Source organism: Nocardioides xinjiangensis (genome assembly GCF_017916455.1).
In the GTDB taxonomy this organism is placed as follows: Bacteria; Actinomycetota; Actinomycetes; order Propionibacteriales; family Nocardioidaceae; genus Nocardioides; species Nocardioides xinjiangensis.
Genome location: NZ_JAFMSY010000001.1, coordinates 605,186 through 626,310 on the forward strand (window position 1 = coordinate 605,186; position 21,125 = coordinate 626,310).

At 71.7% G+C, this 21,125-nt stretch carries 20 protein-coding genes; 5 read left to right on the forward strand and 15 right to left on the reverse strand.

Features of this window, described 5'->3' with window-relative positions:
• Positions 1 to 88 precede the first annotated feature (88 nt).
• Positions 89 to 817, reverse strand: a complete 729-nt coding sequence (locus tag J3P38_RS02905; RefSeq protein WP_210502632.1) for a TIGR03936 family radical SAM-associated protein — start codon at positions 815 to 817, stop codon at positions 89 to 91.
• A gap of 176 nt (positions 818 to 993) precedes the next feature.
• On the opposite strand from J3P38_RS02905, the gene J3P38_RS02910 reads away from it, so the two are divergent.
• The 3 genes from J3P38_RS02910 (at position 994) to J3P38_RS02920 (ending at position 4,508) form a co-directional block, all read left to right on the forward strand.
• Positions 994 to 2,208 (forward strand): lipopolysaccharide biosynthesis protein, encoded by a 1,215-nt coding sequence (locus J3P38_RS02910; protein ID WP_210502633.1) that lies wholly within the window; start codon positions 994 to 996, stop codon positions 2,206 to 2,208.
• Positions 2,209 to 2,274: 66 nt separating this feature from the next.
• Positions 2,275 to 3,630: a hypothetical protein gene (locus tag J3P38_RS02915; RefSeq protein WP_210502634.1), complete on the forward strand. Its 1,356-nt coding sequence runs from the start codon at positions 2,275 to 2,277 to the stop codon at positions 3,628 to 3,630.
• On the forward strand, positions 3,630 to 4,508 hold the full coding sequence (locus J3P38_RS02920; protein WP_210438363.1) for a glycosyltransferase family 2 protein: 879 nt from the start codon (positions 3,630 to 3,632) through the stop codon (positions 4,506 to 4,508). Before J3P38_RS02915 ends, J3P38_RS02920 begins: the two co-directional genes overlap by 1 nt.
• Before the next feature lie 19 nt (positions 4,509 to 4,527).
• Here J3P38_RS02920 and J3P38_RS02925 read toward each other — a convergent pair whose 3' ends face one another.
• Positions 4,528 to 5,160: a class I SAM-dependent methyltransferase gene (locus tag J3P38_RS02925; protein ID WP_210438364.1), complete on the reverse strand. Its 633-nt coding sequence runs from the start codon at positions 5,158 to 5,160 to the stop codon at positions 4,528 to 4,530.
• A gap of 84 nt (positions 5,161 to 5,244) precedes the next feature.
• Here J3P38_RS02925 and J3P38_RS02930 point away from each other — a divergent pair, with 84 nt between their 5' ends.
• Both J3P38_RS02930 and J3P38_RS02935 read left to right on the forward strand, forming a co-directional pair.
• Positions 5,245 to 5,925 (forward strand): glycosyltransferase family 2 protein, encoded by a 681-nt coding sequence (locus J3P38_RS02930; protein WP_210438365.1) that lies wholly within the window; start codon positions 5,245 to 5,247, stop codon positions 5,923 to 5,925.
• Positions 5,922 to 6,329: a DUF2304 domain-containing protein gene (locus J3P38_RS02935; RefSeq protein WP_210438366.1), complete on the forward strand. Its 408-nt coding sequence runs from the start codon at positions 5,922 to 5,924 to the stop codon at positions 6,327 to 6,329. The genes J3P38_RS02930 and J3P38_RS02935 overlap by 4 nt, the downstream gene beginning before the upstream one ends.
• Positions 6,330 to 6,386: 57 nt before the next feature.
• On the opposite strand, the gene J3P38_RS18260 is transcribed toward J3P38_RS02935, so the two are convergent.
• The 13 genes from J3P38_RS18260 to folC form a co-directional block, all read right to left on the reverse strand.
• Positions 6,387 to 8,003, reverse strand: a complete 1,617-nt coding sequence (locus J3P38_RS18260; RefSeq protein ID WP_210438367.1) for a glycosyltransferase family 2 protein — start codon at positions 8,001 to 8,003, stop codon at positions 6,387 to 6,389.
• A complete protein-coding gene (locus tag J3P38_RS02945; protein ID WP_210502635.1) occupies positions 8,000 to 9,043 on the reverse strand; it encodes a class I SAM-dependent methyltransferase in 1,044 nt (347 codons plus the stop codon). The genes J3P38_RS18260 and J3P38_RS02945 overlap by 4 nt, the downstream gene beginning before the upstream one ends.
• Positions 9,040 to 9,837 (reverse strand): hypothetical protein, encoded by a 798-nt coding sequence (locus J3P38_RS02950; RefSeq protein WP_246855612.1) that lies wholly within the window; start codon positions 9,835 to 9,837, stop codon positions 9,040 to 9,042. The genes J3P38_RS02945 and J3P38_RS02950 overlap by 4 nt, the downstream gene beginning before the upstream one ends.
• Entirely contained in the window at positions 9,834 to 10,673 is an 840-nt protein-coding gene (locus tag J3P38_RS02955) for a hypothetical protein (protein WP_210502636.1), read from the reverse strand. Before J3P38_RS02955 ends, J3P38_RS02950 begins: the two co-directional genes overlap by 4 nt.
• Before the next feature lie 51 nt (positions 10,674 to 10,724).
• Positions 10,725 to 12,698 carry a TIGR03960 family B12-binding radical SAM protein gene (locus J3P38_RS02960; protein ID WP_210438371.1) on the reverse strand — a complete coding sequence of 658 codons (1,974 nt, stop codon included), beginning with the start codon at positions 12,696 to 12,698 and terminating at the stop codon, positions 10,725 to 10,727.
• A 138-nt stretch (positions 12,699 to 12,836) separates the two neighbouring features.
• On the reverse strand, positions 12,837 to 14,021 hold the full coding sequence (gene rodA / locus J3P38_RS02965; protein WP_307807678.1) for a rod shape-determining protein RodA: 1,185 nt from the start codon (positions 14,019 to 14,021) through the stop codon (positions 12,837 to 12,839).
• Positions 14,018 to 16,147 carry a penicillin-binding protein 2 gene (mrdA, locus tag J3P38_RS02970; RefSeq protein WP_210502637.1) on the reverse strand — a complete coding sequence of 710 codons (2,130 nt, stop codon included), beginning with the start codon at positions 16,145 to 16,147 and terminating at the stop codon, positions 14,018 to 14,020. Before mrdA ends, rodA begins: the two co-directional genes overlap by 4 nt.
• Positions 16,144 to 16,656 (reverse strand): rod shape-determining protein MreD, encoded by a 513-nt coding sequence (gene mreD, locus J3P38_RS02975; RefSeq protein ID WP_210502638.1) that lies wholly within the window; start codon positions 16,654 to 16,656, stop codon positions 16,144 to 16,146. The genes mrdA and mreD overlap by 4 nt, the downstream gene beginning before the upstream one ends.
• Positions 16,653 to 17,588, reverse strand: a complete 936-nt coding sequence (gene mreC, locus J3P38_RS02980) for a rod shape-determining protein MreC (protein ID WP_210438374.1) — start codon at positions 17,586 to 17,588, stop codon at positions 16,653 to 16,655. The genes mreD and mreC overlap by 4 nt, the downstream gene beginning before the upstream one ends.
• A complete protein-coding gene (locus J3P38_RS02985) occupies positions 17,588 to 18,616 on the reverse strand; it encodes a rod shape-determining protein (RefSeq protein WP_210438375.1) in 1,029 nt (342 codons plus the stop codon). The genes mreC and J3P38_RS02985 overlap by 1 nt, the downstream gene beginning before the upstream one ends.
• 252 nt (positions 18,617 to 18,868) lie before the next feature.
• Positions 18,869 to 19,300 carry a nucleoside-diphosphate kinase gene (gene ndk / locus J3P38_RS02990; protein WP_210502639.1) on the reverse strand — a complete coding sequence of 144 codons (432 nt, stop codon included), beginning with the start codon at positions 19,298 to 19,300 and terminating at the stop codon, positions 18,869 to 18,871.
• A gap of 41 nt (positions 19,301 to 19,341) precedes the next feature.
• Positions 19,342 to 19,749, reverse strand: a complete 408-nt coding sequence (locus J3P38_RS02995; RefSeq protein WP_246855613.1) for a DUF4233 domain-containing protein — start codon at positions 19,747 to 19,749, stop codon at positions 19,342 to 19,344.
• Positions 19,746 to 21,122 carry a bifunctional tetrahydrofolate synthase/dihydrofolate synthase gene (gene folC, locus J3P38_RS03000; RefSeq protein ID WP_210502640.1) on the reverse strand — a complete coding sequence of 459 codons (1,377 nt, stop codon included), beginning with the start codon at positions 21,120 to 21,122 and terminating at the stop codon, positions 19,746 to 19,748. Before folC ends, J3P38_RS02995 begins: the two co-directional genes overlap by 4 nt.
• Positions 21,123 to 21,125: the final 3 nt, after the last annotated feature.

Below are 21,125 nucleotides of genomic sequence, written 5' to 3' on the forward strand. Positions count from 1 at the left end.
GCCGGCGAGAACGTCGTCGGCTCGACGGATCCCGACGGTGTCGGGGCGTCGAACGTGGCGAGTATCGCACACCCCCGGACAACGAGTGCTATGCGCGATGCGCCAGTGGGTCGCCGACCTCGCCCGAGTCGAGCAGCGGTCCCTGGGCCAGCCGGGTCATCAGCGGGGCCGGCCCCGGTGCCAGGCCCACGACGGCCTCGAGGCCCCGCAGGACGTCGTCGGGACGTACGGCAGGCGTGCCGTGGCGCAGCACGACGTCGAGCGACGCGCGGCCCTGCTCCGCTCCGTCGGCCGGTGCGACGACCAGCGAGACCACGGCGCGACGCGCGTCGAACTCGCGCATGCCCTTCTTCGTCATGCGCTCGACGAGCACCTCGTCGGCGGCCAGGAAGCGGGTCACGCTGTCGGCGAGCGTGTCGTGGTCCACCCCGAGCTCGATGCGCCAGCGGCTGCCCTCGAGCAGGTCGGACAGTGACCCGCCGGGCGACGCGACCACCTCGAGGACGTCGAGGCCCGGCGGCAGCGCCTCGTCGAGCACGGCGTGCACCTCGGCGGGGTCGACGACCTCGGCGAGGGCGAGCTCGAGGTACTCCGCCTCGCTCGCCGATCCGGTCGGGGCCGCGCCCGCGTAGGAGATGCGGGGATGGGGGTTGAACCCCGAGGAGTAGGCCATCGGGATCCGGGCGCGGAACACCGCCCGCTCGAAGGCCCGGCTGAAGTCCCGGTGGCTGGTGAACCGGAGCCGTCCGCGCTTGGCGTAGCGCACCCGCAGCCGCTGGACGGGTGGAGCCTGCTGCTCTGGCTGCTGCTGGGGCACGGCTGACGAGCCTAGCGCGTGCACCCCTCGTCCCGGCGCCACCTCGTCGTGCAGCGCACCGCGATCCGGCTACGCAGTGGGCACCGACGCGCCGAGGCTCGGTAGGGTGCTCGCATGGGTCCACGCCGTTCTCCCGCCACCGGATGAGGACCCGTCCCGGATCCACCGCCGCGCGAATGCGCACCGAGATCAGCCTGGCGATGGCGTCCATGGCTCTCAACCTGGCGACGTACGCCCACACCGTGCTGGCCGCTCGCTACCTGGGTGTCGACTCGTTCGGGGCGTTCACCGCGGCGATGAACGTGCTCATCGTCCTCAGTGTGGTGTCCCTGGGCCTGCAGACGACTGTGGCGCGCCGGGTGGCCGCCGACCCCGGGGCCGCGGCTTCGATCGCGCACACGGCGTTGCGCCTCACCTACGCTGCTTCGGCTGTCCTAGGACTGGCGCTGGCAGTGGTCAGCCCGCTGATCGACAGCATCCTGCGCCTCGACAGTCCGGCCGCTGCACTCCTGATCGCGGCGGGCGCGGTCCCGCTGACGATCATGGGTGGCCAGGCGGGAGTACTGCAGGGCGAGCGCCGGTGGGCCGATCTGGCCTGGGTGTATGCGGCGTCCGGAGCCACTCGTCTCGCAGTAGGCACCGCTCTCCTGGTCTGGCACCCGACCGTAGCGTGGGGCGTAACGGGGATCGTCGCAGGCATGTGCGCCCCGGTCGCCCTGGGCTGGTGGCTCCTGCGGGCTCGCACCGAGGAATGGCGCACGCGGTCCACGGTCCCGCGAGGGCGTCTCCTGGGAGAGAGCCTGAGGGGCGCTCAGGCGCTGCTCGCCTTCATGGCTTTGAGCAACCTGGACGTGGTGGTGGCCCGGCACGCTCTCTCCGGTGAGGCGTCCGGGTTGTACGCCGCCGGGCTCGTGCTCAGCAAGGCGGTGCTCTTCCTACCGCAGATGGTGCTCGTGCGCGTGTATCCGGCGTTGTCGACGACGGCGAACAGACGGCGTGCCCTGTCCGCGAGCGTGGGCATCATCCTCGCGCTGGGCCTGTCGGCCGCGGCGGTCACGGCCCTGCTCCCGAGCCTCGCGCTGGTGTTCGTCGGCGGCGCGGACTTCGCGGAGGTCGGGGACCTGCTCTGGCTCTTCGCGCTGCTGGGCACCGCCCAGGGGGTCGTCCAGCTCTTCATCTACTCGGTCCTGGCCAGGGCAGCCACGGGTCCCACCCTCGTCACCTGGGCGGCGCTGCTGGTCATGCTGCTGATGGGGTTGCAGATGGAGACGGTGCGTCAGATGGTCGTCCTGCTGATCGTGGTTAACGCCCTGCTCCTCCTCGTGCTCGCCGTCATGACGCGCAGAAGTTGGGCTCGCGGGAGGACGGAGCCTTCCGGCGCAACCTCCTGACCGCCAGGTCGCCTCACCCAGGCCTGACCTCCAGGGGCGGGCCGTCGCGCCGTTAGGGTCCTGCCCATGGCAGAGACGGAGGAAGCGCCCACCCGCGAACGCCGATGGCGGGGACGGGACGACTGGTGGGCGGTGCTGGTCCTGATGCTGGCATCCCTCGTCTTCACGACCGACCAGGTCACCGAGCACGAGATGATGTCGCCGATCGACGAGTACCAGTACGTCGGCTACTACGCGTCCGTGCTCGACGAGGGCGTCGTGCGGCAGGGCACGGAGATGCCTCTGTACGCCCGGCAGTACATGGTCTGCCATGGAGTCCGCGCCATCCCCGAGATGGGCGTCAACCCCGACGCGTGCAAGAAGCCCAACAGCATCGGCTACCCCATCGCCGGCGGCACCACAGCCGACCTCTACACCCCGCTCTACTTCTGGAGCATCCGGATCCTGGCGCAGCCGATGATCTGGGCGGGGGTGGACTTCGTCGACGCCGGCCGCGCCGCCGGCGGCGTGTGGCTGGGCATCGGAGCCATCTTCCTCTACCTCGCCATGCGTCGGATGCGTACGCCCGTCCCCGTGGCACTCGGCTTGGGCCTCGTCCTCGTCGGCTCGCTGCCCGCCTACTGGGGCAACACCTACATCTCGACCGACGCAACCGCGCTCGCGTCTGGTGCGGTCGCCGCCTGGCTGACGGTGCGAGCCCTGCAGCGGGTGCGCGGGTCCCTCGTGCTCCTGCCGATCGCCGCCGCTGTCTTCACGCTCTTCAAGCTCCAGAACCTCATCGGGTTTGTCGTCGCGGCGACCGTGCTGGTGCTCGCGACGCTGGTCGACGTGGGCCGCGAGAACACCGGTGCGCGGACGCGCGTGCGCGCGTTCCTGCGTGACCGGCGACTGCTCACGGCGATCGCGATCGGAGTCGCGTCGATCGTCGCGCAGGGCATCTGGCTCTGGATCCGAGCCTCACTGGCCGTCGGTCCGCAGCCCGCGCTCGGCCTCGTCGTCCCCCTCGAGAGCAAGCACCTGGTCCTCGAGCTCGGCAACTTCCTGCCCCTCATGGCCCAGGGTGCGCTGGCGCCGTACGCCACGGGACCCGCCAGCCTCCCGGTGTACGCCGTCGGCACGCTGCTGGCGATCGGCGGAGCGGCCGGACTGGCGATGTCGAAGGGCGTGCGCGTGGGACATCGCATCATCGGCCTGGCGACCGTCGTCGTCGCCGTCCTCGCCGCGCCCGCGCTGGCGATCGCCATCGGCGTCATGGAGGACGTCTACATCCCGATCCCCAACCGCTACGGCGCGTCGCTGCTCCCGTGGGCGCTGCTCTCGGCCGCGGTGCTCGTCGACACGCGGCAGCGGTGGGGCCGCTACGCCCTCCTGGCGCTCGGGACCGTGACCTGGGGCGCGGCGCTGATGATGGGCGAGGCCTGATGGAACCCGGGCGAACCGTGCCCTTCCTGCACGTCGTCCTTCCCTACTGGGGCGATCCCGACCTGCTGGACCGGGCCGTCGACAGCGTCCTCGGCCAGTCCGACCCGGACTGGCGCCTGACCATCGTCGACGACCACTACCCCGACCTACGGGCGCAGGAGACGTACGCCGACCACCCCGACTCCCGGATCGACTACCTGCGCAACAGCGAGAACATCGGGCTCACGCGGAACTTCGAGCGCTGCCGAACGGTGGCCGACGGCGAGCTCGTGACGTTCCTCGGCGGCGACGACCTCCTACTGCCCACCTACGTCGCCGAGCTGCGCTCGACACGCGCCAGGCACCCGCACGCCACCATCTTCCAGCCTGGGGTCCGGGTCATCGACAGCACCGGCGAACCCAGCTTCGGGCTGGGCGAACGGGTGAAGGCGTGGCTGGCGCCCTCAGGGCCGCGCCCGGTGGTCCTCTCAGGCGAGGACCTCGCCACGAGCCTCATGCGCGGCAACTGGCTCTACTGGCCGTCGCTCGCCATCGCCGGCGCAGCGGTGGATCGTCATTCCTTCCGCACGGACCTGCCCATCATCTTGGACCTCGCCTTCATCATGGACATGGTGCTGGACGGGGCCGAGCTGGTCGTGCTTGACGCCGTCACCTTCTGCTACCGCCGGCACGACGACAGCGCCTCCTCGGTCAGCTCCCTCCAGGGCAGGCGCTTCGACGACGAAAAGCTCTTCTATCGCGAGATGGTGGAGCGGCTCAGTGCGTGCGGATGGCACCGCGCCGCCGGCGTGGCGAGGCGGCGAGTCGTCTCACGCCTCCACGAGCTGTCGCTGTTTCCAGGTATCCTGCGACGGCGGCTGCGGCATCGGAACGGTTGAGCGTCTCCGCCGGCTGTTGTCATCCCGGCTTGCGCGCGACGACGCAGAACTCGTTGTAGGGGAAGAAGCGTCCGGCGAGTCTCGGGAAGGGAAAGCTGTAGCTCTTCTCGACCGCGAGGCCGAGGCGCTTGGCAAGGTCGGCCATCTGGGGGCCGTCGGTGAAGTGCACGTGGGTGGCGTCGGTCGTGTAGCCCTTCTCCTGCGGGCAGATCATCATGACCGTCCCGCCTGGCTTCACGTACGGGAGGTAGGACGAGACGATGCCCTCCCAGTGGGCGGGGTCGATGTGCTCGAGCACGTGCGCGACGAGCAGGCCGTCGAACGACCCGGGCACCGCGACCGGTGGCCCGGCCTGCCACTCCTCGGTCGTGTACGCCTCGAGACCGCGGGCACGGCACTCCGCGATCGACTCCGCGTTGTGGTCCACCCCGACGGAGCCACCGCCGAGGTTGAGCAGGTTGCGGCCGATGCCGCAGCCGACGTCGAGGGTCCGGCCGAGGCCCTGCCGTTGCAGGTTCCAGCGGTAGGGACGCTGGACGTCGAGGACCTGCTTCCATCGCGCCGCGCTCAGCGTGCGGAGCCGGTCCGCGTACTCTCGCGAGCGTGTGTCCTGCGCATCCGGGTCGGGCGGTTCCCCCGAGGAGCCATTCATGCGCGGGACCCTACAGGTGGGGCGCCGGCAGCCGCTCCACCTGCGACTTCGTGTTCCGAAGGTCGAGCCGTAGCATGACGCCCCGTGAGAGACGTGGCGTTCGTGGTCCCGGTCTACAACGAGGCCTCGGTCATCGGCGACGTCATCGCCGACATCCTCAAGGTGACGCCCTACGCGGTGTGCGTGAACGACGGCAGCCGCGACGGCTCCGCGGCCGAGATCGTGAAGGCGGGCGCGTTCCTCGTGGACCACCCCATCAACATGGGTCAGGGAGCCGCGCTGCAGACCGGTATCGAGTTCGCGCGCTCCCTTCCCGGCGTGAACCGGTTCGTCACCTTCGATGCGGACGGACAGCACCTCGTCGAGGACGCCATGCGCATGGTCGCCCTGCTCGACGACGACGACGTCGACATCGTCCTCGGCTCCCGCTTCCTCGGCGCATCCGTCGGCGCGAGCCGGGCGAAGAAGGCACTGCTCCGCGCGGCCGTCGCCTTCAGCAACCTGACCTCCGGCGTGCGGCTCACCGACGCCCACAACGGGCTGCGGGCATTCAACCGCCACGTCGCCGACACCATCGAGATCACCGCACCGGACATGACCCACGCCAGCGAGATCGTCGAGCTCATCGCGCGCAACGGCTACCGCTATCGCGAGGTCCCGGTCACCATCCACTACACCGAGTACTCCCGCTCCAAGGGCCAGGCAAGCGTCAACGCGCTCAACATCGCGGTGGACACGCTCCTTCGGAAGGTCGGTCGACAGTGATCATCGTTCAGCTCCTCCTCGTCGCGGCGTTCGCTGCGGTCTTCTTGTACGCCCTGCGCAGCCGGACCGCCCACGGCGTGTCCGCCACCAAGAAGATCGCGTTCATGACCTTCATGCTGGTCGTCCTGGTCGCCGTCTTCTCGCCGCGACTGGTGACGGAGGTCGCGAACACCGTCGGCGTCGGCCGCGGTACCGACCTCGTGCTCTACCTGCTCGCCGTGATGTTCTGCTTCTACGTCGTCAACGACTACCTGCGGGGCCAGGAGGCGAGGAACCAGGTCCACAAGCTCGCGCGCCGAATCGCCGTTCTCGAGGCGCAGGAGCGCTACGAGGTGACCCGCGAGCCCGCAGAGGTTCCCGAGCGGGCCGCCGGGACGCATCAGGGTGCGGACGGCGACCGTTAGGACGGCGACCGTTACTGAGCTCGCGGCGCCGACACGACCGCCCCAGCGAGCGTCGGTCTAGGCGCGCGCCCTCGCCGTCGCCCGAGCACCGCCCTTGCGCCCCGCCGGCGAACGCCGGCCGCGACCGGGCACGTAGGGATCGACGAACGGCATCCCCCAGCGGCCGCGGACCAGGTCGCGCTCCCAGTCGTGCACCGCACGTTCGCGCGTGCGCGACTCGAAGTGGTAGAGCTCGACGGCGGCGACGTAGACAATGCGCTGGCCGTGGCGACGCACCTTGTAGCACAGGTCGACGTCGTTGAAGTTGGCCGGGAGCGCCTCGCAGAAGCCGCCGATCTGGACGAAGGTGTCGCGCCGCATGGCGGCGCACGCGGCGGTCACGCCGCTGGCCTCGCGGTTGATGATGAGAGCGCCGAAGGGCCCGTAGGACTCGCGCGGCAGATCCCGGAACGGGTGGAGGTAGTGACCGCGGGCGTAGGCGTGCCCGGCGTGCTGGACGGTGTCGTCGCCGAAGTAGAGGCGGGCGCCGGTCAGTCCCACGTCGGGCTCGTCGAGCGGCGCGACCAGTTGCTCGAGCCACCCCTCGGAGATCACCTCGACGTCGTCGTTGAGGAACACCAGGCGGTCGCCCGAGGCCCGCAGGCACCCCACGTTCATCTTCTCGCTGTAGTTGAACGGCCGCGTGAAGCGCACGAGGACGAGCTTGTCGCCGGCCGCCTCCTCGAGCTGCCGCAGCACCTTCCTAGGCGTGGGCTTGTCGTAGACCACGACGATCTCGAGGTTCTCGTGTTCGGTGTGCGCGAGCAGGGAGCGCACCGCCTCCACCACCATGAGCCGGCGCGAGCCCCAGATGAGCGCGGACTGGCCGATGGTCGGGATGACGACCGAGACGCGGGTGGCGGGGTCGAGCCGGCGGGTGATGCGGTAGTGCCCGGGGACGGGCCCCTGCCCGACCTCGGCAGGGAGGCCGAGACGGTCCATGTGATCCTGGACAGCCTTGGCGCCCGCGATCGTGGCGTAGGGCTTGGCGTTGATGTCGGCCGAGGCGGACCCCACCACCGCTCGCCAGTGGTAGAGCACCTCGGGGATGTGCACGACGCGGCGGGCGACCTCGCCGACCCGCAGGGCGAGGTCGTGGTCCTGGGATCCGTCGTAGCCCTCGCGGAACCCGCCGACCCGGCGCACGACCTCCGTGCGCATGACGGAGAGGTGCGAGGTGTACATCTGGCCCCGCAGGCGCTCCGGCGACCAGTCGGGCTTGCGGAACTCGTCGTACAGGTTCCCCTCGTCGTCGACCTTGTCCTCGTCGGAGTAGAGGTAGTCGACGTCGTCGTTGCGGGCGATCCGCTTCGCGTTGGCCGACAACGCGTCCGGCGTGAGCAGGTCGTCGTGATCGAGGAGCACGATGAACTCGCCCCGCGCCGCCTCGATCCCGTCGTTGGACGCGGCGACGATGTGGCCGTTGGTCTCGCGCTCGACCAGCCGGATTCGCGGGTCGCGGCCGGCGTGCTCGCGGATGAGGTCGCGGACCGCCTCGCTGGGCGAGCAGTCGTCGACCAGGATCCACTCCCAGTCCTCGAAGTCCTGCGCGAGCACCGAGGCGATCGTGTCCGCGAGCACGTCGACCGGCGGCTCGTAGACCGGGGTCACGATGGAGAAGAGGGGTGCGCTCACCGGCCCAGGGCCTTGCGTGCTGCGCGCCGCGCGAACGACGGGCGCCTGCGGAGCGCCGCGGCCTCGTCGGCGAGCTTGCGATTCCTTCGCTCCAGGCGCCCCATCCTGGTCCGCATCTGCTTCAACCGCCCGCGGACGTTGCCGAGCTGCTTCTTCGCCCGCGCGAGGTCGCCGCGGAGGCGCTCGTTGTCCCGGGTGAGTCGGGCCACCTCTGCCTCGGTGCCGACCACGTGGTCGCGCGTGGTCAGCAGCTGGTGGCGGGCCTCGAGCACCTCCGCCTCCCACTGCCGGACCAGAGCCGCCTGCTCGGCCACCTTGCCGGACACGCCGGACTCGAGCTGGTCGTTGAGCGAGCTGATGCGGCGGTGCGACTCGAGCAGGGCCTGCCTCTTCTCCATCAGCTCGGTGTTGACCACCGCGAACTGCTGCTCGTAGCGCTGGGTCAGCGTCCGCAGGGTGAGCTCTCCGCGCTCGAACAGGACCGCCCACGGCGAGAGGAACGACAGGTCCACGTCGGTGCGGCGGAAGAACCCGCGCTCGGCGAACCAGGCCGCCCACTGAGCCGTGGGACGCGTGTTGATGTGGGTGGGCTCGTCGTGGTCGCCCGGACTGGAGGAGAACAGCACGAGGTCGGTGGCGGCGGTGATGTTGTCGAGGGCGAGCTGGGCGTCCGCCGGGCTCATGTGCTCGATCACCTCGATGAAGGTCACCAGGTCGTAGCGACCGCCGAGTGGAGCGGTGGCCGATGCGACACGCAGCCGGTCGCGCACGTCGGCGTGCGCGCTGGCGATGGCGTGCTCGGAGATGTCGATTCCGGACGCCTCCACGCCCCTGGCCGCCAATGCCTGCACGAACAGCCCTCGGGCGCACCCCACGTCGAGGACGGAGCGCGGATTGGCGATCGCCACGACACGGTCGGCGAGCGAGTGGAAGAACGCGCGCCACTCCTCGTTGTCCCACGTGTAGTTGTCGTAGCCGCCCAGGTGTGCGTCGTTGTAGTAGGTGCCGGAGTAATCCTCCGAGCGCGTTCCCTCGCTCATGTGAGCGCTCCCCTGTCTGACGGCCGGCGATGTGCGGGGCTCAGGCTATACGTTGCGCAGCGCCCTTCCCGGTGTCGGGCCGCGGGCCGCTCCGCCTCAGGCCGACGGGACGATGCCGCTGCGACCTTCCCACGCGCCGTGCTCGGACAGCGGCCGGAAGCGCAACGTCGCGAACTCGTGGTGGAAGTCGCACGTTCGCGCTCGGCCATCGCCGCCGCGTGGCGCGACGGGTCGGGCACGTCGGAGCGCCCGTGCACCATCTCCTCCATCTCGCGCACGGTGCGCCACACCGAGAACGTCGAGATCGTGCGAGGCGGTCGCAGCGCGGCGACCGCCAAGGTGGTGCCCGGGTGGTCGCGGACCAGTCGCTCGACCGGCCTGCCGCTACGGAGGAACCGCGGCAGCTCGGGCACGCGCATCCGGGCCAGGGTCACCGCCACGACGGGCTCGTCCTGGTGCCACGCGCCGGCGCGCACCGGCAGGCCGGGCAGGGCGGCGATGGTCGACCAGCGGCGCAGGAAGTCGAGGCGGACGTGCCAGCCGCGGGCGAGCTCGCGACCGAGGCGGTCCCAGGCGAGGAACCGCTCCAGCGACGCCTCGTCGCGCCACTGCGCGAAGACCGCCAGCCGTCCGAGCTGCAGCCGGTCCGGCGACACGATCGGAGCGCCGAGGCGCATGAGCGAGAGGCACTCGGCGTGGTCGAGCCCGGGGGTGGACGCGGCGGGGGGCCGGGCGAGCGCCCGGGCGCCGACGCCTCGCGGGACCACGGCGAGGTGGAAGCTGTGAAGGGTCACCGCACGCGCTCGAGCCTGTAGTGCAGCCTGACGGCGGACGCGCCCCAGACCCGCAGCTCGTGGTCGGTCCGCAGCACCCCGTCGGGTTCCACGTAGAGGTGGAAGGTCTCGTGCAGCGGCAGGCGGGCGGCGTGGGAGCGCCGGTCCTGGACGACGACGTAGGCGCCGTCCCGGCCGAACCGGCCGGCCGGCGACTGCAGGACGAGCCCGCCGTCGCTGGTGACGGACGGGCGAAGGAACACCTGGACGTTGCCCGACTCGAGCGGGAACGCGACGTGCACGCTGGGCCGGTCCGCGCCCGGCAGGGCGCGCGCGGAGTAGGCACCGCTGAACACCGGCCTCCCGCTCGCGCGCAGCGTGCGCGTCCACGCCGCCGCGACCTGGCGACCCTGCCCGTCGCGGATCGGCGTGACCCGGCTGTCCATGCCGCGGGCGACGTCGAGGGGGCGCATCGGCAGGGCGAGCTGCTCGACGCGCCGGAACCACAGTCGCGAGACCAGCTCGCCGGCAGGCCAGAAGAGCGGCGACCAGCCGGTCCACACCTCCATCCGCCAGGCCGCCGTGTGCTCGTAGAAGTCACGCACCTCCGCGCGAAGGCGCCGAGCGTCGAACCCCGGACCGTCCAGGACCGCCATCGAGGGCAGCAGGCCGGCGTCGGGGTCCGCTCCCCCCGGCAAGCCGCCGTGCCGGGCGGCCTCGGCCGCGAGCCACTCGTCGTCGACCCGTGGTGACCGGCTCACGGGTGCGTCGAGCCAGCGCTCGGGACCGTCGAGGTCGACCTCGCGCCCGGTGAGGTGCCAGAGCTTCCGGGACGCAAGGTCCAGCACGTGGGACACGAGCCGGGATTGTGCCATGCGGCCGACACCGGCGCGCGGTGTCCGCTGCCCTCAGACGACGCTGAGCGGCAGCAGCTTCTGCCCGGTCGGGCCCACCTGAATCTCGGTGCCCATCTCCGGGCACACACCACAGTCGTAGCAGGGCGTCCAGCGGCAGTCCTCGACCTCGATGTCGGCGCCGTCGGCGGCCGCGAGGGCGTCCTCCCAGTCGCCCCACAACCAGTCCTTGTCGAGACCCGAGTCGAGGTGCTCCCACGGCAGCACCTCGTCGTAGTCGCGCTCGCGGGTGGTGTACCAGTCGACGTCGACCCCGGTGCCGGCGAGCGCCCGCTCGGCCGACGCCATCCAGCGGTCGTAGGAGAAGTGCTCGCTCCAGCCGTCGAACCGGCCGCCGTCGCGCCACACCTGCTCGATGACCCGCCCGACCCGGCGGTCGCCGCGCGAGAGCAGGCCCTCGACGATGCCGGGCTTGCCGTCGTGGTAGCGGAAGCCGATCGCCCGGGCGTACTTCTTGTCTTGGCGCACCACCTCGCGCAGCAGCCGCAGCCGCTCATCGGTGGCCTCGTGGTCGAGCTGCGGTGCCCACTGGAACGGGGTGTGCGGCTTGGGCACGAACCCGCCGATCGAGACGGTGCAGCGGATGTCGTTGCGCCCGGAGACCTCGCGACCCTTGGCGATGACGCGCTTGGCGAGGTCGGCGATGGCGAGCACGTCGTCGTCGGTCTCCCGCGGGAGGCCGCACATGAAGTACAGCTTCACCTGACGCCAGCCGTGGGAGTACGCCGCCGCGACGGTGCGGATGAGGTCCTCCTCGGTGACCATCTTGTTGATCACCTTGCGCATGCGCTCCGAGCCGCCCTCGGGGGCAAAGGTCAGGCCGGAGCGGCGGCCGTTGCGCGAGAACTCGTTGGCGAGGGTGATGTTGAAGGCGTCGACGCGGGTGCTGGGCAGCGACAGCGAGACGTTGGAGCCCTCGTAGCGGTCGGCGAGGCCCTTGGCGACGTCGCCGATCTCGGTGTGGTCGGCGCTGGACAGCGACAGCAGCCCGACCTCTTCGAAACCGGACTTGCGGATGCCGTTCTCCACCATGTCGCCGATGGTCTTGATCGACCGCTCGCGCACCGGGCGGGTGATCATCCCGGCCTGGCAGAAGCGGCAGCCGCGGGTGCAGCCGCGGAAGATCTCCACGGAGAAGCGCTCGTGCACCGTCTCCGCGAGCGGCACCAGGGGGTTCGCCGGGTACGGCCACTGGTCGAGGTCCATCAGCGTGTGCTTGCGCACGCGGAAGGGGATCCCGGGGCGGTTCGGCACGACGGCCTCGATCGACCCGTCGGCGGCGTACGCCACGTCGTAGAAGCGCGGGACGTAGATGTTGCCCGTCACCGCGAGCCGGCGCAGCAGCTCCTCGCGGCCGCCGGGGCGGTCCTCGGCCTTCCACTCGCGCACGACCTCGGAGATCGCCAGCACGACCTCCTCGCCGTCGCCGAGCACCGCGGCGTCGACGAAGTCGGCGATCGGCTCGGGGTTGAAGGCCGCGTGGCCGCCGGCGATGACGACGGGATCGTCCTCCCCGCGCTCCGCCGCGTGCAGCGGGATCCCGGCGAGGTCCAGGGCGTTGAGCATGTTGGTGTAGCCGAGCTCGGTCGAGAAGCTCAGGCCCAGGACGTCGAACGCGCGGACCGGGCGGTGGCTGTCGACGGTGAACTGCGGGATCGGGCCGTGCTCGTCACCCTCGCGCATCACCCGCTCCATGTCGGGCCACACCGAGTAGGTGCGCTCGGCGAGGATCCAGTCGCGCTCGTTGAGGACCTCGTAGAGGATCTGGACTCCCTGGTTGGGCAGGCCGACCTCGTAGGCGTCGGGGTACATCAGCGCCCAGCGGACCGTGGGGCCGCCGGTCCCCGACACCTCGGCGCAGTCCCAGTCCTTGACGACCGAGTTCAGCTCGCCGCCGACGTACTGGATGGGCTTCTGCACCGTCGGCAGCTTCGCCTCCAGGCGCGGGAACACCGACGCGACGGACATGCGCAGAACACCTCGACAAGATCGGGGACACGGAACCGGGGGAAGGATGGGGCGGCGCGACGGCGCCGACCCACAAGGGTACGTCGGAGCCGGCGCTGCGGCCTACTCACCGAGGCGCCGCGTCCGTTACGACCGGGCTCAGCGACGCCCCGCGTCGGCCGACCTCAGGTGGATGTTCTGGAGCAGGCCGAGGGCGAGCATGCCGGCGAAGAGCGAGCTGCCGCCGTAGGACACGAACGGCAGCGGCACGCCGGTCACGGGCATGATGCCCAGGCACATGCCGATGTTCTGGAACGCCTGGAAGCCCCACCAGCAGGCGATGCCGGCGGCGGCCACCCGGCCGAAGAGGTCGCCGGCACGGGCGGAGATCGCCAGCGCGCGCCAGATCACCAGGGCGAGCAGCAGGATCAGCAGCCCGGCGCCCACGAGGCCGAGCTCCTCCCCGGCGACGGTGAAGATGAAGTCGGTGTGCTGCTCGGGCACGAACCCCGAGCGGGTCTGGGAGCCGTCGAAGAGGCCCTGGCCGAACAGGCCCCCGTTGCCGACGGCGATGCGCGCCTGCTCGGTGTTGTAGCCGGCGCCGCGCGGGTCGAGGTCGGGGTTGGTGAAGGCCATGAACCGGTCGAGCTGGTAGGGCTTCAGCACGCCCGCCGACACCGCGACGACGGCGCCGGCGACGCCGCCGAGGGTGAGCCCGGCGAGCCACAGCCTCCCGGCGCCGGCGACGGCGAGCACCCCGAAGACGGTCGCGGCCAGCACCAGCATCGTGCCGAGGTCGGGCTGGAGCAGGATGAGGACCGCGGGCACGCCGGCGATGGCGAGCATCGCGACGACCTCGAGGCTGCGGACCCCGCGCCCCCAGCGGCGCTCGGTGCGCTCGGCGACGACCAGCGCCATGCCGATGACCACCGCGAGCTTGGCCAGCTCCGAGGGCTGGATCGACATGCCGCCCAGCTGGATCCAGGAGCGGGAGCCGTTGATCGTGCTGCCCGCGACGAGCACCATGACGAGGCCGCCGACGCTCGCGAGGTACGCCAGCGGCGCCAGGATGCGTACCCAGCGGTGGTCGGTGGCCAGCACGGCCACCATGAGCACGAGTCCGATCGCGACGTTGACGAGGTGCTTGCGCAGGTAGGCGTTGGGGTCGCCGCCGGTGAGCTCGGCACGGGTCGAGGTGGCCGACCACACGAGCAGGGTGCCGAGGGTGACGAGCGCGAGGGTCGCCACCATCAGCAGCCAGTCGAGGCCCGGGGCGCGCGAGGTCAGGGTGGGCTGGCCCGGGCGGGCGGGACGCCCCGTGGGGCGGCTGGAGGTGATCGTCACGGCGTTCGCTCCGTCCCGGCCGGGACCGGCGGCATGATGGAGCCGTCGTCGAGGAAGTCGGGCAGCCGCGCGGGCGGGACCGTGCCGGGCGTGGCGGCGCGGGCGGGGCGCACGGTCTCGCCGTCGACGCCGTACAGCGCCTCCCAGATCGCGCGGATGCCGTCGCCGGTGGACCCCGACCCGGTGCCGCCCTGGCTGATCATCATCACCACGACGTAGTCCTCGGAGTACGAGGCGACCCAGCCGGTCGACTGCTTGCCGTAGACCTCGGCGGACCCGGTCTTGGCCCGGATGGTGACCCGGTCGAGCGGGAAGCCGCCCATCTTCCAGGCCATCGTGCCCACGCGGGTGACGTCCTGCAGGGCCCGGTCGATGTAGTCGAGGTACCTCTGCGGCACGTCGACGCGACCGGCCCTGCGCGGCGCGATCCGGCGCAGCACCTCGCCTTCCGGGCTGACGACCGCCTTGGCGACGGTGGGGACCCACAGCGTGCCGCCGTTGCTGAGCGCGGCGTAGGCGCGGGCCAGCTGGAGCGGCGTCACGATCGTGTCGCCCTGCCCGATCGAGAAGTTCACGGCGTCCCCGGCACGGTAGAGGTTGCCCTCGAGGCAGAACTCGCGCGCGAACCGGTAGACGAAGTCGCTGGTGTCCGGCGTCTGCGGCTTGTCGCTGAGCTCGCAGTAGTAGTCCTTCTGCGACTCGTAGTAGTCCTGCTTCCACTGGCGGTCGGCGATCCGGCCGGGCGCCTCGCCGGGGAGGTCGATGCCGGTGCGCGACCCGAAGCCGAACTCCTTGGCCTCCGCGACCAGCGGGTCCTTGGCGTCGATGTCGGCGGGGTCGCTGCCGAACCGCTGCCAGAAGTCGTAGCCGATGCGGTAGAAGAAGGTGTTGCAGGAGACCTCGAGGGCCTTGGCGAAGCCGATGTCGCCGTAGGCGCCGGACTCGTAGTTCTTGAACACGCGGTTGCCGACCTGGAAGCCCGACGAGCACGGCAGCGTGGTGTCGGTCGAGTAGCCGTTGGTGAGCGCTCCGGCGGTCATGAACGGCTTCCACGTCGACCCGGGCGCGAACTGGCCCTGGGTGGCGCGCGAGAGCAGCGGGGTGCCGGCCTGCTCGGAGTAGAGCCGCCTCAGCTGCTCCTCGCTGATGCCCCCGGTCCACACGTCGGGGTCGTACGTCGGCTGGCTGGCCATCGCCACGACACGCCCGGTCCTGGCGTCCAGGACCACCGCGGCGCCGGAGTCCGCCGCGAATCGCCGACCCGTCACCGGGTCCACCTGGGTGCGCTGGTGGGCGATCCGCTCGGCGAGCTGCTTCTCCACGACCGCCTGCACCTTCGCGTCGATCGAGGTCACCAGCGTGTCGCCCGGCGTGCTCTCGACGAGGGAGTCGTCGCCCAGCACGCGGCCCATGGAGTCCACGGCGACCCGGCGGTAGCCGGGCAGCCCGCGCAGCCACTCGTCGTACTCCTTCTCGACACCGGCGCGGCCCACGACCGAGGCGCCGTTGAGCGAGCGGTCGTCGCGCTCGGCAGCGAGGTCGTACTCCTCCTCCGTGACCGGGCTGAGGTAGCCCAGCACGTGCGCGAGGTTGATGCCGAAGGGTCGGGGGTAGGAGCGCACGCTCTGCTGCTCCGCGAGGACCCCCGGGTAGTCCTCCGGCTGCTCCAGCACCCGCAGCGCGACGTCCTTCGTGACGTCGGTCGCGACCGGCACCGGCTGGTAGGGCGAGCCGTTCCAGCAGACGTCGCGGACGCTGCCCGGGTCGCCGCACGTGACCAGCCGGGCCTCGACGTCCTCGGGCGTCGCGCCGACGACGACGGCCACCCGGCGCAGGAGCTCGGTGCGCTGGTCCTCCTCGAGCTTGCCGAGCAGCGTCCGGTCGACCGAGATGACCCACGAGGTCCGGTTGGCGACCAGCGGACGGCCCTGGCTGTCCACGATGAGCCCGCGCTGCGGCTGGACGACGATGTCGCGGACGGACTGGTCGGCCGCCTGGGCCTGGTAGGACTCCCCGCCGATGACCTGGAGGTAGTAGAGCCGCACGAACAGGGTCGCGAAGAGCGAGAACACGAGCGCCTGCACGACCACCAGGCGGAGCCGGGTGCGGTGCGTCGCGGGACTCACGAGGTCGCCCACTGCGGGTGAAGGCGGGCGAACAGCCGCATCAGCGGCGGCAGCACGAACGGCGTCAGCAGCACGTCCCACACCAGCGCGACGAGGACGACCTCGAGCAGGCCGGCGACCGACGTCGCGGGGTCCCGGAGCAGGACGCCGCTGAGCGCGAAGAGCGACGTGGCGACGAACGACGCCGCGGCGACGGTGCCGACGACGGCCAGCGCGCTCGGCTTCTGGTCCTGCCGCACCCGGGCGGCGAGGAACGCCGCGACGGTGAGCGCGAGCGCCCAGCGGCCGGCGACGTGGTCGGCCGGCGGCGCGAGGTCGAGGGCGAGCCCCGCGGTGAAGCCGAGCAGCAGCGCGAACGGCGCCTCGACGGTGAGCGCGGCGGCCACGACGACGAGCAGGCAGAGATTGGGCACGACGCCGTGCCAGGCGACGTGGGGGAACAGGGAGACCTGCATGACCAGGGCGACGACGACGGCGGCCAGGGCGACCGGCCAGCGGAGGTGGGTCATCGCAGCGTCCCGTCGGCCTCGATGACCGCGCGGTCACTGGCCGAGCCGCTGGGGACCATCACGCCGACCACGTCGAGGGCGGAGAAGTCGACGAACGGCTCGACGACCGCACGCTGCGTCGCCTCGCGCAGGGAGCTGTAGACCTCGGTGATCGTGCCGATGGGGACGCCGGGGGCGTACGGCCCGGTGGTGCTCCCCCACGTCACGACGGTGTCGCCGCGCGCGGGCACCGAGGCGTCGTCGAGCAGCCGCAGGTCCAGGCCCGCCTCCTGCCGCAGCGAGCCGCTGCCGGTGACGAAGCCGATCTCCATGCTCGAGCCGACCCGGCCGCCGACGGTCGAGTCGGGGTCGATGACCAGCAGCACGGTCGCGGTGCTGCGCGTGACGCGCAGGACCCGCCCGACCAGGCCGTCGTTGTTGACGACGGTCATGTCAGGGCCGATCCCGGCCTCGGAGCCGGCGTCGATGGTGACGGTGAAGCTCTGCGACTGGCGCGAGCCGAGGGCCACCACGCGGGCCGGGACCAGCGCGGACCCGAGGTCCTCCGCCGCGGTCGTCAGCCCGTCGTACTGCTCGAGCCGGTTGCGCTCGAAGCCGGCGAGCTCGACCCGGCCGCGCAGCTCGGCGTTGCTGGCCTCCAGGTCGCGCACCTGGTCGGCCAGGTCACCCTTGCTGCGGAACCACGTCGGCACGGCGGTGAACGGGCGCACCGCGGCGGCGACGGTCGCCTCCGCAGGGCCGAACGCCTCGCCGACGACGCGGCGGGCCGGCTCGAGCGGGGAGCTGCCGCCGCCCGAGACGTCCAGCGTGATGAGCGTGATGCTGGCCAGCACGAGCGCGACGAGCAGCGAGCGCGGCGGCCGCCGCGACTCGAGCCGGTCGAGGCCGGTCCACCGGCGCTCGCGGCCGTCGTGTCCCCCGAGCGCGCCCATCAGAAGCGCCTCGGGTCCGAGACGAGGACCTGCTGCAGCGCCTCGAACTCCTCGACGCACTTGCCGGCGCCGTAGGCCACCGAGGAGAGCGGGTCGTCGGCGACGTGGACCGGCATGCCGGTCTCGTGGCGCAGCCGCTCGTCGAGGCCGCGGAGCATGGCGCCGCCGCCGGTGAGCACGATCCCGCGGTCCATGATGTCGCCGGCCAGCTCGGGTGGCGTCTGGTCGAGGGTCGTGCGCACCGCGTCGACGATGTTGTGCAGCGGCTCCTCGAGGGCCTGGCGCAGCTCCGAGCTGGACACCACGACGGTGCGCGGCAGCCCGGAGACCATGTCGCGGCCGCGGATCTCGGCGTCGGGCTCGCTGGGCAGCGGGAAGGCCGAGCCGAGGGTCATCTTCATCTCCTCGGCGGTGCGCTCCCCCAGCATCAGGGAGTACTCCTTCTTCATCCAGGCGATGATCGCCTGGTCGAGGTCGTCGCCGGCGGTGCGCACCGAGAGGCTGGTGACGATGCCGCCGAGGCTGATGACGGCGACCTCCGTGGTCCCCCCGCCGACGTCGACGACCATGTTGCCGGTGGCCTCGTGGACCGGCAGCCCGGCGCCGATCGCGGCGGCCATCGGCTCCTCGACGATGTACACCCGGCGGGCGCCGGCCTGGTAGCCGGCCTCCTTGACCGCGCGCTGCTCGACGGCCGTGATGCCGCTCGGCACGCAGATCACCATCCGGGGCTTGGCGAAGTAGCGGCGCCGGTGCACCTGGTGGATGAAGTAGCGCAGCATCTGCTCGGTCGCCTCGAAGTCGGCGATCACGCCGTCCTGCAGCGGCCGGATGGCGGCGATGTTGTCGGGGGTGCGCCCGATCATCCGCTTCGCCTCGTGCCCGACCGCGAGCACCTCGCCGGTCGTGGTGTTCATCGCCACGACGGACGGCTCGTCGAGCACGACGCCCTTGCCGCGGACGTAGACCAGCGTGTTCGCGGTGCCGAGGTCGACGGCCATGTCTCGGCCGATGAAGCTGTTTGCCATGCCGCTGGTGCCCTCGAGGTCAGTGGTACCGGGAAGAGGGGTCAGCAGCGCTCCCACCGACCCACGTTCAGGTTAGGGAGCGCGGCGGGGTGATCCCGGCAGGACACGCGCAGCCCGCCGCACGTCGTACCCTCTGTCCCCTGATCCCCCGCTTATGCGGGGGAGTGCGAACTTCCAGGGGCATGCAGACCACGGGAAGTTCGCAATCCCCCGCTTAAGCGGGGGATTCCCGGGGCAGGAGCGACCGGAGGCTCAGCGGGCGAGCGCGGGGAACCAGATGCCGATCTCCCGGGCGGCCGACTCCTCGGAGTCCGAGCCGTGCACGAGGTTCTGCTGGACGGCCAGGCCCCAGTCGCGGCCGAGGTCGCCGCGGATCGTCCCGGGAGCGGCGACGGTCGGGTCGGTGGCACCGGCGAGCGAACGGAACCCCTCGATGCAGCGCTGCCCCTCGATCACGACGGCGAGCACCGGGCCCGACAGCATGAACTCCACGAGCGGGCCGTAGAACGGCTTGCCCTCGTGCTCGGCGTAGTGGGCGGCGAGGATCTCGGGCGTCGCGGCGCGCAGCTCGACGGCCGCGAGCGTGTAGCCCTTCGCCTCGACGCGGCGCAGGATCTCGCCCGAGAGGCCGCGGCGCACGCCGTCGGGCTTGACGAGGACGAGGGAGCGCTGGACGTCGGTCATGCGAGCAGCCTAGTCAGCGCCGGCAGCGCCGGTGAGCCGGGTCACTCCCCCGGCGCCTGCTCGGCGCGGTACGCCGCCCACGCGGCGGCGCGCTCCCGATCGATCTTGCGGCCGAGCAGGTCCGCCGCCGTCCACAGCGCCGCGAACACCGCGCCGAGGGCGAACATCACCGGGACGACGAACCCGAGGCCGATCGCGGCGGCCTGCACGACGTAGCCCGCGAGGTAGGCCCACTCGGCGCGCAGCGCTCCGGCGAGCAGCAGGCACACGAGTGCCAGCCCGAGCCCGACGGCCATGGCGGTGCCGGAGTCGACGTCGGCGATGGTGATCATCACCGGCGTCGTGAGACCGAGCGTGATCGCCTCCAGGCTCAGCACGGCGGCAGCCATGCCTCGCCGGGGCGAGCGCTCGGTGTTGGTCGGCACCGGCTGCGGGTCCGGGCCGCTCATCGGCGACCCACCAGCAGCGTGCGCGCCTCGCCGACGGTGACCACCGACCCGGTGACGAGCACGGCGCCGGCGCCGATCGACACGTCGATGGCCTCGCCGGCCTCGGCGAGCGTGGCCGCACGCTCGATCGCGTCGGCCAGGTCGGGCACCACGCTCACGCGGTCCTCGCCGAACACCTCGGCGGCCGCGCGCCCGAGTGCCGCGGCGGACAGGGCGCGCGGCGTGGAGTTCTGCGTGCACACGAGGTGGGTCAGGTGCGGCTCGAAGGCGGCCAGGACGCCCTCGTGGTCCTTGTCCGACATCACGCCCATCACCCCGACCAGCGGGCTGAACGAGAACGAGTCCTCCAGCGCGGCGGCCGCAGCCTCCGCGCCGTGCGGGTTGTGGGCCGCGTCGAGGACGATCGTGGGGCTGCGCCGGACGATCTCGAGCCGCCCCGGCGAGGTGACCTCGGCGAAGGCGGCCCGGACGAGGTCCTCGTCGAGCTCCCCGCTGCCGAACGCCTCCACGGCGGCGAGGGCGACGGCGGCGTTCTGCGCCTGGTGGGCGCCGTAGAGCGGCAGGAAGACGTCGTCGTAGCGTCCGCGCAGCCCCTGCAGCGAGACGACCTGGCCGCCCACCGCCGGCGTGCGGGACACCACGCCGAACTCCATCCCCTCGCGGGCGATCGTCGCGCCGACCTCGGCGGCGCGCTCGACGAGCACCGCTGCGACCTCCGGACCCTGCTCGGCCAGGACGGCGACGGACCCCGGCTTGATGATCCCCGCCTTCTCGACGGCGATCGTGGCGGCGTCCTCGCCGAGGTACTTCGCGTGGTCCACCGCGATCGGCAGCACGACGGCCACGTCGGCGTCGATGACGTTGGTGGCGTCCCAGCTGCCGCCCATGCCGACCTCGACCACGGCCACGTCGACCGGCGCGTCGGCGAACGCGGCGTAGGCCATCCCTACGATCGTCTCGAAGAAGCTGAGCGGGTGGTCCTGCTCGGCGTCGACGAGGTGCGTGTAGGGAGCGACGTCGTTGAACGCGCGGACGAACGCCTCGTCGTCCAGCGGCTCGCCGTCGATGCTGATCCGCTCGCTCATCCGCTCGAGGTGCGGCGAGGTGAAGCGGCCGGTGCGCAGGTCGAGCGCGCGCAGCAGCGTCTCGATCATGCGGCTGGTGCTGGTCTTGCCGTTGGTGCCCGTCAGGTGCACCGACCGGAAGGAGCGCTGCGGCGCGCCGAGCAGCTCGGTGAAGGCCTCGATCCGGTCGAGGCTGGGCTCGAGCCGGGTCTCGGGCCAGCGGGACAGCAGGGCGTCCTCGACCTCGGCGAAGGTCTCGGCGAGGCGCGCCGACCCGCCGTCCGGGTCGGAGTGGGAGGCGTCAGTCATGGC

Excerpts from the sequence above, each read along its gene's own strand:
- J3P38_RS02910 (WP_210502633.1), top strand. The coding sequence starts at position 994 with ATGCGCACCGAGATCAGCCTGGCGATGGCGTCCATGGCTCTCAACCTG.
- J3P38_RS02915 (WP_210502634.1), top strand. The coding sequence starts at position 2,275 with ATGGCAGAGACGGAGGAAGCGCCCACCCGCGAACGCCGATGGCGGGGA.
- J3P38_RS02920 (WP_210438363.1), top strand. The coding sequence starts at position 3,630 with ATGGAACCCGGGCGAACCGTGCCCTTCCTGCACGTCGTCCTTCCCTAC.
- J3P38_RS02925 (WP_210438364.1), bottom strand. The coding sequence starts at position 5,160 with ATGAATGGCTCCTCGGGGGAACCGCCCGACCCGGATGCGCAGGACACA.
- J3P38_RS02945 (WP_210502635.1), bottom strand. The coding sequence starts at position 9,043 with ATGAGCGAGGGAACGCGCTCGGAGGATTACTCCGGCACCTACTACAAC.
- J3P38_RS02960 (WP_210438371.1), bottom strand. The coding sequence starts at position 12,698 with ATGTCCGTCGCGTCGGTGTTCCCGCGCCTGGAGGCGAAGCTGCCGACG.
- mreD (WP_210502638.1), bottom strand. The coding sequence starts at position 16,656 with ATGACCCACCTCCGCTGGCCGGTCGCCCTGGCCGCCGTCGTCGTCGCC.
- mreC (WP_210438374.1), bottom strand. The coding sequence starts at position 17,588 with ATGGGCGCGCTCGGGGGACACGACGGCCGCGAGCGCCGGTGGACCGGC.
- J3P38_RS02985 (WP_210438375.1), bottom strand. The coding sequence starts at position 18,616 with ATGGCAAACAGCTTCATCGGCCGAGACATGGCCGTCGACCTCGGCACC.
- ndk (WP_210502639.1), bottom strand. The coding sequence starts at position 19,300 with ATGACCGACGTCCAGCGCTCCCTCGTCCTCGTCAAGCCCGACGGCGTG.
- J3P38_RS02995 (WP_246855613.1), bottom strand. The coding sequence starts at position 19,749 with ATGAGCGGCCCGGACCCGCAGCCGGTGCCGACCAACACCGAGCGCTCG.
- folC (WP_210502640.1), bottom strand. The coding sequence starts at position 21,122 with ATGACTGACGCCTCCCACTCCGACCCGGACGGCGGGTCGGCGCGCCTC.